Origin of the sequence: uncultured Tenacibaculum sp. (genome assembly GCF_947495995.1) — a bacterium.
Taxonomy (GTDB): domain Bacteria; phylum Bacteroidota; class Bacteroidia; order Flavobacteriales; family Flavobacteriaceae; genus Polaribacter.
Map to the genome: position 1 here is coordinate 174,010 of NZ_CANMAX010000007.1, position 16,479 is coordinate 190,488.

22 protein-coding genes are annotated in these 16,479 nt (G+C 30.4%); all 22 read right to left on the reverse strand.

Going from position 1 to position 16,479, the window contains the following annotated elements:
• Window positions 1-21 precede the first annotated feature (21 nt).
• Window positions 22-756: a GNAT family N-acetyltransferase gene (locus Q1A15_RS17005; RefSeq protein WP_299626833.1), complete on the reverse strand. Its 735-nt coding sequence runs from the start codon at window positions 754-756 to the stop codon at window positions 22-24.
• A gap of 1 nt (window position 757) precedes the next feature.
• The gene (locus Q1A15_RS17010) at window positions 758-1,207 is read right to left on the reverse strand and encodes a DMT family transporter (protein ID WP_299626836.1); all 450 of its coding nucleotides are present in this window, start codon (window positions 1,205-1,207) and stop codon (window positions 758-760) included.
• Between the two features lie 13 nt (window positions 1,208-1,220).
• Window positions 1,221-1,685 (reverse strand): DUF1097 domain-containing protein, encoded by a 465-nt coding sequence (locus Q1A15_RS17015; protein ID WP_299626839.1) that lies wholly within the window; start codon window positions 1,683-1,685, stop codon window positions 1,221-1,223.
• On the reverse strand, window positions 1,682-2,308 hold the full coding sequence (locus tag Q1A15_RS17020) for an NAD(P)H-dependent oxidoreductase (protein ID WP_299626842.1): 627 nt from the start codon (window positions 2,306-2,308) through the stop codon (window positions 1,682-1,684). Before Q1A15_RS17020 ends, Q1A15_RS17015 begins: the two co-directional genes overlap by 4 nt.
• A gap of 72 nt (window positions 2,309-2,380) precedes the next feature.
• Complete coding sequence (locus Q1A15_RS17025; RefSeq protein WP_299626845.1) at window positions 2,381-2,980, reverse strand: Crp/Fnr family transcriptional regulator; 600 nt, start codon at window positions 2,978-2,980, stop codon at window positions 2,381-2,383.
• 158 nt (window positions 2,981-3,138) lie between these two features.
• Window positions 3,139-3,816 carry a hypothetical protein gene (locus Q1A15_RS17030; RefSeq protein WP_299626849.1) on the reverse strand — a complete coding sequence of 226 codons (678 nt, stop codon included), beginning with the start codon at window positions 3,814-3,816 and terminating at the stop codon, window positions 3,139-3,141.
• Window positions 3,817-3,964: 148 nt separating this feature from the next.
• Window positions 3,965-4,420 (reverse strand): hypothetical protein, encoded by a 456-nt coding sequence (locus tag Q1A15_RS17035; RefSeq protein ID WP_299626851.1) that lies wholly within the window; start codon window positions 4,418-4,420, stop codon window positions 3,965-3,967.
• A gap of 157 nt (window positions 4,421-4,577) precedes the next feature.
• Window positions 4,578-5,396: a hypothetical protein gene (locus tag Q1A15_RS17040; protein ID WP_299626854.1), complete on the reverse strand. Its 819-nt coding sequence runs from the start codon at window positions 5,394-5,396 to the stop codon at window positions 4,578-4,580.
• An 87-nt stretch (window positions 5,397-5,483) separates the two neighbouring features.
• Entirely contained in the window at window positions 5,484-6,167 is a 684-nt protein-coding gene (locus Q1A15_RS17045) for a hypothetical protein (RefSeq protein WP_299626857.1), read from the reverse strand.
• Window positions 6,168-6,405: 238 nt separating this feature from the next.
• Window positions 6,406-7,023 (reverse strand): hypothetical protein, encoded by a 618-nt coding sequence (locus Q1A15_RS17050; RefSeq protein ID WP_299626860.1) that lies wholly within the window; start codon window positions 7,021-7,023, stop codon window positions 6,406-6,408.
• 149 nt (window positions 7,024-7,172) lie between these two features.
• Window positions 7,173-7,781 (reverse strand): hypothetical protein, encoded by a 609-nt coding sequence (locus Q1A15_RS17055; protein ID WP_299626863.1) that lies wholly within the window; start codon window positions 7,779-7,781, stop codon window positions 7,173-7,175.
• Between the two features lie 324 nt (window positions 7,782-8,105).
• The gene (locus tag Q1A15_RS17060; RefSeq protein ID WP_299626865.1) at window positions 8,106-8,858 is read right to left on the reverse strand and encodes a CPBP family glutamic-type intramembrane protease; all 753 of its coding nucleotides are present in this window, start codon (window positions 8,856-8,858) and stop codon (window positions 8,106-8,108) included.
• A 68-nt stretch (window positions 8,859-8,926) separates the two neighbouring features.
• Window positions 8,927-9,769 carry an NmrA family NAD(P)-binding protein gene (locus tag Q1A15_RS17065; RefSeq protein WP_299626868.1) on the reverse strand — a complete coding sequence of 281 codons (843 nt, stop codon included), beginning with the start codon at window positions 9,767-9,769 and terminating at the stop codon, window positions 8,927-8,929.
• A gap of 85 nt (window positions 9,770-9,854) precedes the next feature.
• Window positions 9,855-10,349 carry a DUF1772 domain-containing protein gene (locus tag Q1A15_RS17070; protein WP_299626871.1) on the reverse strand — a complete coding sequence of 165 codons (495 nt, stop codon included), beginning with the start codon at window positions 10,347-10,349 and terminating at the stop codon, window positions 9,855-9,857.
• 54 nt (window positions 10,350-10,403) lie between these two features.
• Window positions 10,404-10,946, reverse strand: a complete 543-nt coding sequence (locus tag Q1A15_RS17075) for an NAD(P)H-dependent oxidoreductase (RefSeq protein ID WP_299626874.1) — start codon at window positions 10,944-10,946, stop codon at window positions 10,404-10,406.
• Between the two features lies 1 nt (window position 10,947).
• Entirely contained in the window at window positions 10,948-11,403 is a 456-nt protein-coding gene (locus tag Q1A15_RS17080) for a DoxX family protein (protein ID WP_299626877.1), read from the reverse strand.
• 22 nt (window positions 11,404-11,425) lie between these two features.
• Window positions 11,426-12,067, reverse strand: a complete 642-nt coding sequence (locus Q1A15_RS17085) for a hypothetical protein (RefSeq protein ID WP_299626880.1) — start codon at window positions 12,065-12,067, stop codon at window positions 11,426-11,428.
• A gap of 53 nt (window positions 12,068-12,120) precedes the next feature.
• Window positions 12,121-12,714 carry a Crp/Fnr family transcriptional regulator gene (locus Q1A15_RS17090; RefSeq protein WP_299626883.1) on the reverse strand — a complete coding sequence of 198 codons (594 nt, stop codon included), beginning with the start codon at window positions 12,712-12,714 and terminating at the stop codon, window positions 12,121-12,123.
• 151 nt (window positions 12,715-12,865) lie between these two features.
• Window positions 12,866-13,471: a hypothetical protein gene (locus Q1A15_RS17095; RefSeq protein ID WP_299626886.1), complete on the reverse strand. Its 606-nt coding sequence runs from the start codon at window positions 13,469-13,471 to the stop codon at window positions 12,866-12,868.
• 252 nt (window positions 13,472-13,723) lie between these two features.
• Window positions 13,724-14,425 (reverse strand): hypothetical protein, encoded by a 702-nt coding sequence (locus tag Q1A15_RS17100; RefSeq protein ID WP_299626889.1) that lies wholly within the window; start codon window positions 14,423-14,425, stop codon window positions 13,724-13,726.
• Window positions 14,426-14,573: 148 nt separating this feature from the next.
• Window positions 14,574-15,593 (reverse strand): hypothetical protein, encoded by a 1,020-nt coding sequence (locus Q1A15_RS17105; RefSeq protein WP_299626892.1) that lies wholly within the window; start codon window positions 15,591-15,593, stop codon window positions 14,574-14,576.
• A gap of 146 nt (window positions 15,594-15,739) precedes the next feature.
• Window positions 15,740-16,387, reverse strand: coding sequence for a CPBP family intramembrane glutamic endopeptidase (locus Q1A15_RS17110; protein ID WP_299626895.1), 648 nt, complete (start codon window positions 16,385-16,387; stop codon window positions 15,740-15,742).
• Window positions 16,388-16,479 lie beyond the last annotated feature (92 nt).

A 16,479-nucleotide genomic window follows, 5' to 3' on the forward strand; every position in this document is an offset into this window, starting at 1 on the left:
AAACATGGAACAAGCAGTTTTTTATATACGTTGTTGTAAGGCGTAATTTTTTATAGTGAATTGTTCTTTAAAACCTAATTTTAGGTATAATCCTTTTCCCATATTAGAAGATTGTAAAGTAATATAGTCACTATTAATTTCGATAGATTGATTTATTAAAAGTTTTATTATTTGTTCAGCATAACCTTTTCTTCTTTGTTCTGGGATTATTCCGACAGAGTGAATACCGGTAACTTTATTTGTTATATGCAAAATAGCTGTTCCAACAGGTTCATTATTATAATAAGCAATAAAATAGTTTGTATCCTCTTGGGCTGTATTTAATAATATAGGATTTGTAAAATACCCGAAAGATTTAGAGAATAATATAGACCATAATTCAGCCTCTTTTTTAGTAGTAATTTTTTTTAATTTTATACTACTTGATTTAGTGAATGTCCCTTTGGGTTTTAAATACATTCCTATTTGTTCAAATTTAAGAGTGAATCCGTTTTCTTCTAATAATTGAAAAGAATTACTATTGTAGATATTCCAATAAGGAATCGTTAGGTTTGTTGAAGTTGAAGATAATTTATCTTTCGCAAGAACTATTTTAGCTTCATTAATATCGTTATGAAACCATAATCTATTTGGCCATTCAGAGTTTTCAATCAAACAATAAGCAAATTCTTTTTCAATGAAACTTGAGTTAAATGGTTCACTTACTGTTTGCCAAAGAGAAGTCAGGTTTTTTATATTTAATTTTACACTACTCATTTCATTTTATATTGATTAATGCGATTCCAAGAATCATTGATAATATTCCGATAGTCTTTTTTAATGTTATTGGTTCTAAAGGTAAACTTAACCAACCATAATTTCCTGCAATTACAGCAAAGATTAATTGACCACAAAGCCCCATTGAAATCATTGTAGCAATTCCAAGTTTAGGGATAGTATAATAATATAAACTTATTCCTAAAACACTAAATAAGCCACCAGTAAACCATAAATAAATAGGAACGTCTTTTGCTTGTACTATTGTCGGTAAAGATTTGGAATTGAAGAGTACAAATACAAAAGAAAATAAAGTACTGCTGAAAAAAGCAATCAAACTTGCTAATAAAGGGTGTCTTAATAAAACACCTAATTGAGCATTTAATCCACCTTGAATAGCTAAAAATACACCACCAATAAAAGCCAAAATTAATAGACCATAATTATTCATATGTCTACAATTATTAATTTTTTGATTCAATTCGGTTACTGATACTTACATTTACCCAAGCAAAGATATAACCAGAGAATAAAGTGATGATTAATAAAAAAAAGAGGTTTATATCTATTTGTGCTTTTGACCCAAACCAAACAATCATTCCTAGAAAGTAGGCAGGAATAGTGTTTAAATATTTTAATTTTGAGATATAAAATACTCCAATCATAACTGTAAATACTATAATAGGAAACCCTAATAAATGCAGTATTTCTGAAAAGTAAGTGCCAAAATATTGAATGATTATCGCAATTAAAATTCCCAAAGTTTGCTGTACAAAAATGGAAGTCGCAGTTTTAATTTTTGTGCCAAATAGATAATAGCTTACCCACGCTATAAATAAAACCCATACTGGTAAACCTAAATAAGATGCTGTAAAAACGGCTATTGAAGAAATAAGCCCTAACAGTAATGCTTGTTTTAACGATTTCATTGTACAAATAAGTCTTTGATCGGTTTTCTAACTTTCTTTACATGTTGTGCTGCATCTTCACTTGACCGATAGCCAATTGCTGCGATAACTGAAGTGTTTAGTCCTTGTTCTTCCAGGTTTAATATTTCGTTGTATTTTTCTGCCTCAAAACCTTCCATAGGACAGGAGTCTATTTTGAGTTCGGCACAGGCATTCAACAAATTCCCTAAAGCGATATAGGTTTGATTAGAAGTCCATCTATCCTTTTCAATATTAGACTTACGATGAACGTCTGCTTTGATAAAGTCAGAATAAGCTTTTAAATCAGGAATATCCACCTCTTCTATTTTAGATTTTAAGATGAAATATTCCTCTATGTGCTTTTCTGTTACAGCAGAATAATTACAAAAAACAATCAAATGAGATGCCTCTGTTATTTGGTTTTGTCCATAAGAAGCCGACTTTAGTTTTTCTCTCAGTTCAGGATCTTCAATAATCAAAACTTTATACAATTGAAGTCCATAAGAAGATGCCGATAACTGAATAGCTTTCTTTATCTGCTCTAAATTTTCTAAAGAGACTTTTTTTGAAGAGTCAAATTGCTTTGTAGCGTATCGCCACTCTAGGTTGCTTATTAAATTCATAATATCTTTTTATAATGATTTACATTACAAAATTATTATGAGGAATGCAGATGTGCATTTACATATGTTGATTCAGGGATTTTTCTTTAGGTCTTTCTTTATTCTGCTTAATTGGGTGGGGGTAATTCCTAAGTGTGAGGCTATATGTCGCTGTTGCACTATTCGGTCAATATTGGGATGTTTTTGGAGTAGCCTTAAGTACCTTTCAGTTGCATTTTGCATTACTAAAGATACTTCTCGTTCTTCCTTTTCAATAACCCAATTTTTTTCTAAATAGGCAATGTAGAAGTTTTTTAAATCGATATTATCTTCAATAAACTGCCTGTATAATTTGTAATTAAGACTAATAAGAATAGTGTCTTCCAGTGCTTCAAGTGTGAAATTTGAAGGTGTTGTTTGGAGGTATGAAACAGTTGATCCTGCAAAATCAGTTTCAAGAAATAGATTCTTGTTATAAATGTTTCCATCATAATCCGTTACATAAGCTCTCAAGGCTCCTTTACAAACAAAATGGATGTTTTTCGCAACCTGTCCACTTCTTAGTAATATTTCATCTTTTTCTAATTTTTGAAATGTAATTATGGATTCAATTAGTGACCAAGATTTGTCCGAAATTTCAGCATAACTTTCAAACTTTAATTTTAATTCCGAAATGTATTTTTCTTTTGTCAAATCTTGGTTTTTATGCCTTACAACGTTTTGTGTATTGTTATTTGCGATTTTTAAATGTAAAGTTAATTAAAAGCGGTGAACTTTTGGTTTTGCGAGATTTAGTCCGAAGGATTAAATCCGCAAGCAATTAATAATACATTTTGTTGTGCGTAGTTTTTTTAATACATTTCCTGTTTATTGTCTACTTTAAACAACTCTAATTCCATTCTCTTTTTTATTTCTGATTCCATTTCTTTTTTGCAACCTAACAACATTGGTGCGTCTTCTGCTGTTGTTAGACACCATTCCAAATTCTCTGAAAAAAGACACGTCTCTAATTGAAACCCAAACATTTCTTGAAGTTCAAAATACTTTCCTAAATCAATATCGATATATTCTTTTTCTAAATCAGTATGGTAATTATATTCTTCAGAATCATAGATTAATAGATTTAGTTTTGTGTTTTCCGAAAGCCTTTTTAAAGAATCCTTTAGTTTGGATAAACTTAAATTATCCAAAAAAGAAGTTCCAGGTGTTTCGGGAATCAGATTTGTTGTTTTATGCGAATAAGGAACATTAAATCGGTCTGCCAATTTTTTTATTGATATTGGCTTATATAGTTTTTCATCTTTTAGTAAAACATTAAATTCTTGTTCAATTTTTACTCGTTTATTTATTTCCTCCAGAGTTTCGTTTTTCAAAGGATATTTGTCGAACGGAAAATTCTCGATTATTCCATAATCCCAATGCACTATAAATTTCGATTCAAAAAATTCAGGCACATAGTGTTTTGCAAAATTCCAATTTTCAGAATTTCGGTCATTATAAAACTGTATTAAGTCGTTAAAAATGTTCATTTTCAAATTACGCACAACGTTTTGTGTATTGTTATTTGCGATTTTTGATTGTAAAGTTAATTGAAAGGTAATGAACTTTTGGTTTTGCGAGATTTGTCCGAAGGATAAATCCGTGAGCAATTAATTATACATTTTGTTGTATGCTGTTTTACTTTTTCAAAAACATGTTTATTTTTCCTGGAATTTCAATTGCTATAGTGTCAAATACAAAAAGAGCTTCAATTTTAAATGAATTATCCTTGTCGTTTTCAGGTATGAAATTATATTCAAACTCAGCGTCTGTATAATTTTCATAAATCAAAGTACGTGTTTTTTTACCTTTTCTATTTGTTACAGCATAAATGTTGTATTCCGGTAATTTTTGAATTGATGAAAACACAAATTTGAACTTATTAGGTTTATTTATAGCTAAATTATTATTTTCAGGTATTCCCCATAAATTTGAGTTGATTAGTTTTTTATAAGTTCTTTTTTTTAAAGAATCAGATAGTTTTTTGTTTAGTTTTTTTAACTCAAAGATTTTGTTATTTAATCTTTCAATTTCTTTGTTTTGACAAGAGTTAAATAAAATAAAAGTGAATAATATTATTATTGATCTTTTCATAGTTTATAGAAAATTGCATACAACGTATTTGTGTATGATTTTTTTTGCGGGAAAAGGACGCGAGTCATTTTCCGATGTTTCCTAAAGATAATTAATAAGATTGAATTTCCGGCGAGGAAATTCAGCCGCAATTAATTATACACCTTGTTATAGCCAGTTATTTATTTTTCATCAATTTTGAGATCGCTCTCATAAGCCTACAAGATTTATCTTTCAGACAGTAAATTGTATTACTTCTTTTTATTCTAAAAACATAATCATTTTCTGAAGAGCATAAGTTTTCATCGTTTTCATCTAGTTCTTTAAGGCTATTGATAAAATTAGTAAGATTTTCTTTATAGTCTGAGTTTTCAGAATATAACCAAGTTTGAAATCCAGATTCATTAGTAATTCTTTCCTTGTAAACTATTTCATTTTTTGGGTTGAAAAAAAACTCTAACAAAGTAGGGGGAGATCCACCAAAACAACCTTTGTTTAAAAAAAGAAATTGTAATGTGTCATTTTTTGAGAACATATCCATTTCAAAATCTTTGATTTTCTTTTTTTTATAATATTTTTCTAGTTTAGAGGGGAATTCTAATCTTATACTTTGATTAAAATTTATTGTTTGTTCAATGGTATCATTTAATTCAGACAGATATTTAACATTATATAATCCAACAGTTAATGAATCGTATATATAACTATGACTTATTTTATCATTATGAAAGAATATGTCAGGTTGAATTTGTTTTTCGTTATTGTTGATTTGTAGTCTTTGCCAAATTCCATATTCTAGCTTTATGGCTTGTATATAATATCCACTTGGAGAATATTTTGTGGGAGAAGAGTTTTCTCCGATATAAAGATCTCCATATAATGTTTCACTTGGTGATATGACTTTGATGTTTTGGTTCGAATAATTATTACATGAAATCAATAAGGTCAAAATAGAAAGCAGAAATATTGAATTCAATAAGTTTTTTTCTTTTTTCATATTTATGATTGGCTATAACGGTTAATGTATGGTGCGTTGCATCCCGAAGGGTGCATATGCAATATACATGGTGTTAGCATTTCGTTTTTATTCTTTTAAGTTCAATTTTTCTATTAAAGTCCATTTAGGATAATCAACGGCAAAATTTGTTGAAATATCATATTCGTCAGGATAATCAATACTTTTTTTCAACTCATTAGTAGCAACTAAATAATGGAAATATAATTTTTCTCCTTTTTTCAGTTTGGGAATTTTAGTTTCAAATCCAAAAGGTAATTGTTTCGTAAAAGATTTCTCTTGGTTTTTTTGATTTAAAAACGAACCTGTTTTAATAATTCCAAGCTCGGATTTAAGTCGATTAGGCATCCAGTCATTTTTTTCGGCTCGATATCTCATCATTTCTCCATCTTCAGTTCCGATACTGACGACATTCTTTTTATCCTCTATCCAAATTGCTTGAAGATTTTCTCCTGTATCTGGTTCAGAAGTTATTTCTGTACTAGTTCTTTCAAGTGAACAATCAAAGTTCAAGGTTTCGTTATTATCATTTAACTTAGTTATTCTAAAAATCCAACCTATTGAACTTTGTATTTCAATTTCGCTAACTTCTTTTAGCCAATTTTTAATTTCTGTAAATTCAATAATTTCTACTCTAAAAGAATCAGATTGAAAAATGTATCCAGACTCAGAATTAGTAATTTCTCCATCCTTATTAGAATGTAAATTCAAAGAAATATCTCCAAGTTGAGTTTTAAAATTACTTATTTTCATCGTTCTCTTGAATGAATGCTAACGTTTTGTGTATTGTTATTTGCGCTTTTTTGTTTGTAAAGTTAATTAAAAGAGATGAACTTTTGATTTTGCGAGATTTAGTCCGAAGGAATAAATCCGTAAGCAATTAACTATACATTTTGTTGGCATTAGTTTTTATTTTTTTCATCAGGAGTTCAGTTTCTAATTCAGAATTAATATCTTTTTTAAAGTGCTCGTTTATCCAAAATTCAGATTTTTATTTATCTAAAAAAGCTAAAAGATATTCAAATGATATTATTCTTGTTCCAATTTCAAAAGGTGGGTTTTCCACATCTTTTTTCAAGGAATTAATGTTCTTTTCATTTGTATTATTTTCCTTGAACCAAGTACTGATTTTTAGTAAGTTTTTATTCAATACTTTTTCTAAAGTTTGTCTGAATTTTTTTTCATTCATTGTATTAATCTTGTCAGGGTTCAAGTGTCTTTGAGTTTCAATACTTTTTTGCCAACCTTCAGTTTTCTTTAAGTAGAGAATTTTAGTTGATTTTTCCGTTCTGTGATTAATTAATCTTTTTCCTGAAATTGTTGGAATAAAATTGAAGCAGTTCCCAAAAGTAAAAGCACCTGCAAACCCTTTTAAAACATTATATTCTACTACGTGCTTAATTCCTTCGTCGTTAAAATCACTAAACCATAAGTATTTTCCGTTCCAATTATTCAAACCAATTTCAGTAAATTTTGGTGTAGTTATTTCTTTTAAAATTTCAATCCGCTTTTCAAGTAAAACTTCATCTAAGTTTTGAACATCATTATAAAATTCTTGAAGAAAAATTCTTCTTTCAATTTCGTTCCTAATTTTTCTTAGAATATTCATCTTTCAAATTAATGCGAACGTTTTGTGTATTGTTATTTGCGATTTTTTAATTGTAAAGTTAATTAAAAGTAGTGGACTTTTGGTTTTGTGAGATTTAGTCCGAAGGAATAAATCTGTAAGCAATTAATTATACACGGTGTTGGGCATAGTTAATTTTCATAATAGTAATTCCTTGAGTCACAATCTGTATTCAAAAATTCTCTTTTCTCAAAAACTTTATAACCTTTCATAAACTCGTTTTCATAATCTTTCCAATTCATTTTTTCTTTTGTTAGTGGTTCTCTACAGGTTTCTACTAAACTTATTAAAAAATTATCTTTTCTAAAGATGAAACCTCCTGATTTACAATGAACCGAAAATACCATAACTCTATCTTTTTCAGGGTTGTTTTTATTGTCATTAGGATTAAACCATTCATCGTTTTCAATGAGGTTAATTATACTTTCATTGTCTTCTTTAAGTTTTCTAAATGAGTTTTTAGCTAAAGAATCATTTTTGTATTCTATTAGAAATAAAGTGTAATTTTCAAATGCAGAAGTTTCGTAGTTTACAGAGAAGTCATAAGATAAAATTCCTTTTACTTTTGAAATTCCTTCTTTTTTAAAGAAGGTAATATGTTTAGGTTTCTTTTTAGCTTTTTCATCAAATTCAACATGTTTTAATTTCTTTCCGTAAAATTTATAGATTAAACTATCTGTGATTTGATAAATGTTTCCCTTTTTTATTTTAGCTTTTTTATCTGATATTTCAGTTTTCAAAACTTTAATTTCTTCTTTTTTTTCTCTATTTCTTTTTTACACGAAAGCAAAGTTGAAATAATTAAATAGATGAAAATATATTTTAAAATTGACTTCATTTTTTCGTTCACTAATTATGCCCAACGGTCTTGTATATGATTTCGTTGCGTGGTTTAAGCACTAAAGTTAGCAAATAAATCACAGATAGAAAGTCCGCGAGGACTTTCGTAAGTAAGCTATAACTAGCAATGAATTATACACATTGTTGGCAATAGTTATTATTTCATACCAATAATATGTCTACGTTATTAAAACTTTTGTTTTACCATTGGTTTTACACTGAAATTATTTGAGAGGTAAGAAAGTTAAGGATAGGAATAGTGTATTAGTTGTCATATGGATTAGCAAAGGATATTTAAATCCAAAAGCGACTCTTGTGTATCCTGCAATGGTGGCGCTGAATAATTGTGGAAGTGTTAATATAGGTAGCAATAAAAGATTGGTGAGATTTAATTCAAAATTAAAAATGTGTAACCATGCAAAGCTGATGCACGATATATAGTAAATCCACTTAAACTGTTTTTTCCAAAACTGTTGTAAAACCTGTCTTACGGGCCTTCTACTAGATATCACATACACTATTAACAAAATTATAACCCCTGTTATGATTCTATACCAAAAGGTATCATCCACCATAGACAATCGGCTTTTAAAAACAGCTTTAGTCATGATATAATAGGTGAATGTTCCAGACGTTAAGGCCAAATAAATTGGTTGAAATTTTAGTGATAATCTAAAGGTAATCTCTTCAAATATGGGTAGAATAAGTCCACCGACTAAAAGCAATACTAATGGGCTAAATCTTTCGGACATACTTACTGATGTTTGGTTTTCAGGCTCATATGCCAGCTGTAATAATGAGGCAGCTGTAATACTAAAAACAAGCTTTATAAAAAAGAGACCTATGGTATCGTAAATTTTATGTTTGGTACTTTTCTCTATGGATTGTTTATTTATGGGATGCCTTATAAAGTTCGCTAAGTCTATTATTAGTGACTTGTAGTATTTTGGTTTTATCAACGGATAGGAAACGGTCATCGAGTTTTTATTTAAATGATTGAGGCTCTAACTTACGTGAAGTGATGTTTAGAGCCTCAGTTAAAGATTTAGTAAGCTTCCACTATTTCTGAATTCCAAATTCCAGTTTTTGCGGTTTCTTCGGCATAAGCTGAAAAGGGCTTTGCTTTTCTGCCCAAAACTCGTTCCACATCATTAACCACCAACTGATTATTAGGGTTGGTTAACACATGGCTAAACAAATACTCTATTAACCACACCACATCACCAGGTATTTGTTGCTGTTTCATGCCTTTAACATACTGCTGCAGTGTGATATCATGAAAGTTTAAACTTCTGTTACTGGCTTTCGAAATCATAGTAACAACATCTTTAAAGTTGATTAATTCTGGACCTGTCACTTCAACGGTATCTCCGTTATAAGTGTCATCAAGCAAGACTGTTGCAGCGACTTCTGCAATGTCATTAGCATCAACAAATGGAATTAAAACGTCTGATAATGGTAATGCTACTTCTCCGGACAATATTGGGTCTAAAAAGAAGCTTTCACTCCAGTTTTGGTTAAACCAAGAGGCTCTTACGATGGTATAGTCTATACCAGAATCCATGACGATTTGTTCACAGGCCTCAGCTTCGGTTTCTCCTTTTCCAGAAAGCAAAACCATTTTTTTGACTCCTGAAACTTTAGCCAATTGGGTTAATTCTTGTATCGCTTCTTTGGCTCCTGGAACGGCCAAATCTGGATAATAAGTTACATACATACGTTCTACGCCATTTAAGGCATTTACCCAAGTACTTTTGTCATCCCAATCAAAGCTAGGCGATGCACTTCTTGAACCAATTCGAGGTTCTATACCTTTGTTTTTTAATTGTTCTACGACTCGGCGGCCTGTTTTTCCTGTTCCACCGATAACTAAAATGTTACTGTTCATAATTTTATTTTTTTTATTTGATTTATACTTCGCTTCAGAAATCTGAAGCCTTTTTATTCGTTTTTTGGTTGATGATTAAGATTTTCTATTTGGAATATATGAGTCCAACTAGCAAGAGAGCAAAAGATGTAAACGATGCTATTGTGCGTTGAACATGCCAACGGTTCCAAGGTTGTTCAAATTTTGCACGCAACTCTTTAAGCTTTATGGCTGAGAGGTTTTCTAATACCGTCTTATCTAACACTTCATTGAGTGGCACGTTTTTAAAAACCGTAATAATGCCTATACCAACGAAATATAAAATGGCTGCTATTAAAAAAGACTTAAACGTGACTGGATTTGCATTACGATGTAAAATGGCATTTGCAAAAAGCAGCGGCACAGGCCCTAAAAAGACAATGAGAAAACTAGCATTAAGAATCGAACGATTCATGGCTTGAAAAGCTTGTAAAAAACCTAAATCGTCTAATCTCCCTATACCAGGCGTAATGGCATTGGACCAAGTAAAACATAAACCTGCTGAAAGTCCTATAAATAGTATACTTAGCATTAATACGATGAGTCTAATTTTAATTTCCATTTTTAATTGTTTTTAAATGTTGGTACAAATCTATAGTGGTTATCAACCAATCATTTATTCCAAAGGGCTTATGATTTGTTCGAAAAGTTGAACCCTTTGAATCAGTTCTTCTTTTAACTCCCCATTTGAAATACCATCTTCAGAGAAATTGTCAAAGAAACTAGGCAAGGAAAAATTCCCAACGACATTAGCACCTAAGAAAGGAAAGTAGTTAACAGCACCCTGTAATACAGTGGCACCACCACGACCACCAGGTGAGGTTGCCATTAAGAGTACGGGTTTCTCTCGCCATACTTTCATATTTGCGCGAGACAACCAGTCTAATATGTTTTTAAATACCGCTGTATAGGTTCCATTGTGTTCTGCTAATGCAATTATAAATCCATCGGCTTTATCAAATAATTCATTGAGTCTTTTAACAGCTGTTGGAATGCCATTTTCTTCTTCAAAATCAACTCCGTAAATAGGCAGCACATAATCGTTTAAGTCGATATAAATTAGTTCTACATTTTCCAACAAACCAGAAGTGTAGGATAGCAACCTTTTGTTAATAGATTTCTGACTATTAGTTCCTGCTATTGTGATGATTTTTTTCATGTTATTTGTTTTTTGAGATTAAACCGTCTATCGACCATTTGCCACTTCCATTAACTACAATACTTAATGCAAGACCAATAACTAGAAGCGAGAATTCGTAACCTTCGCCTGCTTGATTTCCATACCAATTCATAAAAAAACCGTGTTCAAGTTGTGTAGTGATAATGATCCCTGTAAACATGCCCGCAAGTGATAAGGCCCAAAATCTGGAGAAGAATCCAAGAACTAATGAAATAGAGCCAAAAAACTCAATCATAATTACTGAGAAGGCAACAATAGCGGGTAAGCCCATTTGTGTAGTCAATGCGTCCATTGTTGAGGAATAGCCATAACCACCAAATAGACCTAATAATTTTTGAGCACCATGCGGAAACATGACTAAGCCAAGCGTCCATCTTGCAATACTAAACCCAATAATTGGGTTGGTTTTTAAAAGTTGTTTTACTGAATTTTTCATAATGTTTAAGATTTATAGTTGTTTATAGAGTTTTACGATAATAGATTCCGAAAGCTGTTTTCTCGATAGGTTGAGGTCCAAACTGGTCAAGATCTATACCCATACCAACCTGATGTTGATAAATAGAAACGCCAACTCTCAATTGTTGAAAGCTTCTTGAATGCCGATTAAACTCATCCCAAATGGTTAAGAACTGGCCGTTTAACCAGATTGACAGATGGTCATTTATAGGTTGGTTGTATTGGAATTGTGCTAATACCTCAAAGTAGCTGGCATTTTTCTGTTCTGAGTATGCCACGGTAGGCATCAGTACCAATAACAGTCGTGAATTTTTAAAGGTATACTTGGCAGATATTCTTTCAGAAAAGCCGGCAAAACTGTTATAGTACATGGACGGCCCAAGAGCAATGTTTTTGGTAATATTCCAAAATAAGGTGGGTTGTAAACCAATCTCATCAAATTGCTGGTTTTCTTGCTTAAACTTTTGGAAGAAAGCCAGGGTATTCAGACTCAGAGTCTGACTTTTAGTAATAGAGTAACTTGAGAATACTGTGAAGTCTGTTTTATCTAATCCAGCGAACAATTCTACCTGAGTAAATTGCGACAGCAAAGGATTTATAAACCCAATGATTAAAAGAGAAGTGATGATGATAACTTTTTTCATGCTTCAAAATTCCGAAAGGGACACATGAAAAAAAATGAACTAGTTTAAGACTTTTACCTTCTGTTGACTTTTGTGATAATCTTGCTCATAAATTCGGGAGTGATGCCAATATAACCCGCCAAATCTTTCTGAGTAATTCTGTTAACAATATTCGGATATTTCGTTTTGAACTCAATATATCGTTCCTCTGCAGTTAATGAAATGCCGTGATTTGAGCGTCTTATATAACTTATCAAGGACTTTTGGTATAGCATGCGATAGAATCTTTCAAACTTGGGTATTTCTTGAAATAACAATTCGTAATTAGCTCTAGAAATTCCTAATAGTTCAGTGTCTTCGGTAGCTTTAATAAAATAGCGTGTTGGCTCCTTAGTCATAAAACTCGCCATATCGCCTGTCCAATAATCTTCTACAGCAAACATAGAAATGTGTGGTGCGCCGTCATCATCAAGCGTGTAGACCTTTAAGCAGCCTTTAGTGATAAAATATTCGTAAGATGTTATATCACCAGCTTGCATTAAAAATGCCTTCCGCTTTATGTTAATCTCCGTTAGTAATGAAATGTATTTCTGCTTTTCTAATTCGGTTAGATTAATGAATCTAGATACATTATTTAGGATTAAGATATGTGATTCTTTATATAGCAAATTAGATTTTCATTAATTATTGCCAACGGTCTAGTGTATGATTTCGTTGCGTGTTTAAGCCTTTAATTTAGCAAATAAACACAGATAGAAAGTCCGCGAGTACTTTCGTAAGTAGGCTATAACTAGCAATGAATTATACACATTGTTGCCATTAGTATTTTTCTGTTAATTTTTCAAATCCATTCATTAAGTCAACTAGTTTTTGTCTTTCTTTCCAACCAGAAAATTTGCCATCGATAAATGATTCTGGCGAATAGCTCCCATAAGCTAAGTAGTTATTTCCTTGACATATCCAAAAGCTGTAATTTGTTCCATCAGAAATACTCATAGTTATCATTGTTCCCTCTTCTTCTCCTTTTTTTTTAGTGATATTCAATTTAGATTTATCAATTACATACTTATTTCCTTCGATGATATTATTTAGATGGTTCCAATAATATTTATACTCTTTTTTCTTAATTTTTTTCCGCTTGATTTTTGTTTTCAGTTCAGTCGAATTCGGTTGGTAAACAACATAGCGTTTCACTTTTCCATTATTTAGGTAAACGATAAATTCCGAATTCTGTCCTTTTGACCAATAAGATGAATAACCAATCTTAATTATTAAAGAACTCTTATCCTTTAATTTCAATAATTCCACAAAATTATTTTCCGTTTCTGTTTTTCCTTCCCATTCAATTTTTGGGATTTTGAACTCTTGAGAAAACGATTTTCCAACAAGTGTTAGAAACAATATTATTAAAAGATTTTTTTTCATTTCTATAGTTTGAATTCAAACATAATTTAAGATTTAATTCCAGCAAACTTAAATTGAGTGAAATTGTCTTTCGATTTAGTGAAATGTTAGATTTTAGCAGTTATTTTATATTAATGGCAACGTTTTGTGTATTGTTATTTGCGATTTTTGATTGTAAAGTTAATTAAAAGTGATGGACTTTTGGTTTTGCGAGATTTAGTCCGAAGGAATAAATCTGCAAGCAATTAACTATACATTTTGTTACCTGTAGTTTTATTTTTTAATCCCCATTACTTTTGTCCATTCCTTTACTTCGAGAGGTTTCCATTCAGGGTTTGTAAAAGTTTTGTAGAAATATTTATACAATTCGTTATCTAAAAATATTAATGAACCATCATTACCACCACTAATTAGGTAAATTCTTTCTTGTATATTTTGTTTTTCTAATTCCTCATTCAATATTTGAGCAAGTCTTTGTACTGCTTCACCCCAACCATAACCTTTGAAGTTTTTGAAAATAATATACTCATTCCCATTTAGGGTTATTCTATGATTCAACCATTCATTTTTGCTGTCCCATTCCTCAAAGTGATTTCCAATTTTTAATTTAAAGCCAATTTTTTCAAAAGTTCCACTAAATTCATTTAGGATTTCTTTAAAGCCACCTTGTTCAAAAACGGTTTCTCCATCACAAAAATAGTATCTGTAATCAAGAGGTAGATTTGTTTTTTCATCCCAGATTCCTCCCCAAGCACCTTCTGAATCAAAACTTTCCAAATGATTTTCTTTTAGTTTTTTAATGTTTTTTTCATCTGAATATTTGAAATAGCCTAATGAATCTATGGTTTTAAGGAATTCTTTTGGAGAAGTTTTCTCCTTTTTTAAAGTCCTTGTTTTTTTTAATGGATTTCCATTCTCTTTAGTTGCAATATAAATTGCTATTCCAATTACTAAAATGCTTATTAAGATTTTCATTTTGTCTTTTAGAGGATTACAGGTAACTTATTTGTATAAGCGTCAGTAATGGGAAAGTGAGCGAGTACTTTCCGCTGACGCTACTAATTTATTAAAAAGGTTAGAATTTCCGATTAGAAAATTCAGCCATTATTGCGTTTACACGGTGTTAGCCACCGTATTTTTTCAGGACTTCAAATATTATTTTCACTTTATGCTTTAATGTATATTTAACTCCAGAAGGTTGGTCATCATCATTGATGATTTTTTTAGCGATTTCTTCTTTTATAGGCATTGGTATTTGTCCTCTTCCTCCAAGTTTTCGATGGATAATGTCTATTTCTTTACTCAAATTTAGAAGATACCTTTTTGATAATTCAGAGTAAAAATATTCTTGAATTCCGTCAATGATTTTAGGTTCAACACTTCTAATCATTTCTCCATCAAAAGCAGTATTCATTTCTGCATTGTTTAGTTGTTCATCTATAGATTCAAATCCCGTTTGGTTTTTAGTTTTCTCAATTGAGAAAACTAAAATAAATTCGTCAATAACAAAGAAATATGGGTTTTGAATATCTGGATGGCAAAATAAAACCGTTGATTTTTCATCGGAATAATTTATTGACCTTAAAATTTTATAAGAAATGTTCTCTAATATTCCTTCTTTCTTTAAGTTATCTAAATCATAAATTTCGATTGAAAGAAATTGTGATAAAACTATTTGTAGTTTTTCTTCATCAGATGCATTAAGTTTAAATCCACTTTTTTGTGCAATCGAGAGTCTCCAAACAATAGATGTCCAAAAAATAAATGCTAAGAAAGAATCTTCTAAATTCTGATAGTTACTATTTGGTTCGCTACCATTTTTTAAAGTATTAGCATATGCACTTTCAATTTCGCCAAGTCTTTTTTCACAAGCACTACAAAAAATATTATCCTCGACTAAAGGAATCTCATTTTGCTCAATTCTTTCTTCAGTAACTTCTCCATAAACTTTCTCAAGTGTTTCTGGTTTTGTTGCTCTTCCAAAATATGAAGATGGATGAAATTCAGATAATAAGAATCCCATTTCTTTGTCTCTTTTTTTTGAGCCTTCTTCATTATCAATTCGCTTTAATAAAAAATGTGGAATTATGTGAGAACCTGTTTTATCAGCAAGATTTATATTGCAAATGAGGCAGTTATTCATATGGTGGCTAACGTTTTGTGTATTGTTATTTGCGCTTTTTGTTTGTAAAGTTAATTAAAAGTGATGAGCTTTTGGTTTTGCGAGATTTATCCGAAGGATTAAATCAGTAAGCAATTAATAATACATTTTGTTGGCGTGTCGTTATTTCATATAATATAGCTTGTCAAATTCCAGAACGCATGAAATATTATAGAAGGTATAATTGATTTCGATTTATAAAATAAGATTCCAGATACTAATCCTCCAAATACAGCAATATAAGCTTGATGAATGCTAAAGTCATAGAATTCATAAAACAGTGAAACAAAGGGAATATGAATAAAAGCAAACATTAAAGATGATAGAATTATTGCTGTTGTAGGTTTGTAATTCTCTAATAACTCACGAAGTATGTAATTTCGAAAGAATAATTCTTCAGTGATAGGTATTACAAATATTGATGCCATTACACTCAAAGATCTTAATCGTTCTAGAGTGAATTTAAAATCAAAGAATTCAGATGATATTTCTTGGTGATAAAAGATATTTAGAATTGATTGGAAGAAAACAAATCCAACTCCTAGTGTTAAAGCAATAAAGTAATATTTAGGATCTGATTTATCTAGCTTTAGTAAATATGATTTCTTTAGATTTTTAAATATGAAAACTAAAAAAACAATTGAATTAATAAGCTGGGAAGCTTTTATCAAATTTATATTTTTCATTACATCAGGAATTAATAGAATCCATAATCCTATAAATTCTAAGAAAAAGATAAATAAAAAGGTATGTAAAATTGCTTTCGGTATTTTCATTTTCAAATGCACGCCAACGTTGTGTATAAGCTGTCGTTTTAATGCAGTTTATACGTTGTTGTGTGCAGTAAATATAAAGAAAATCCTAAAGT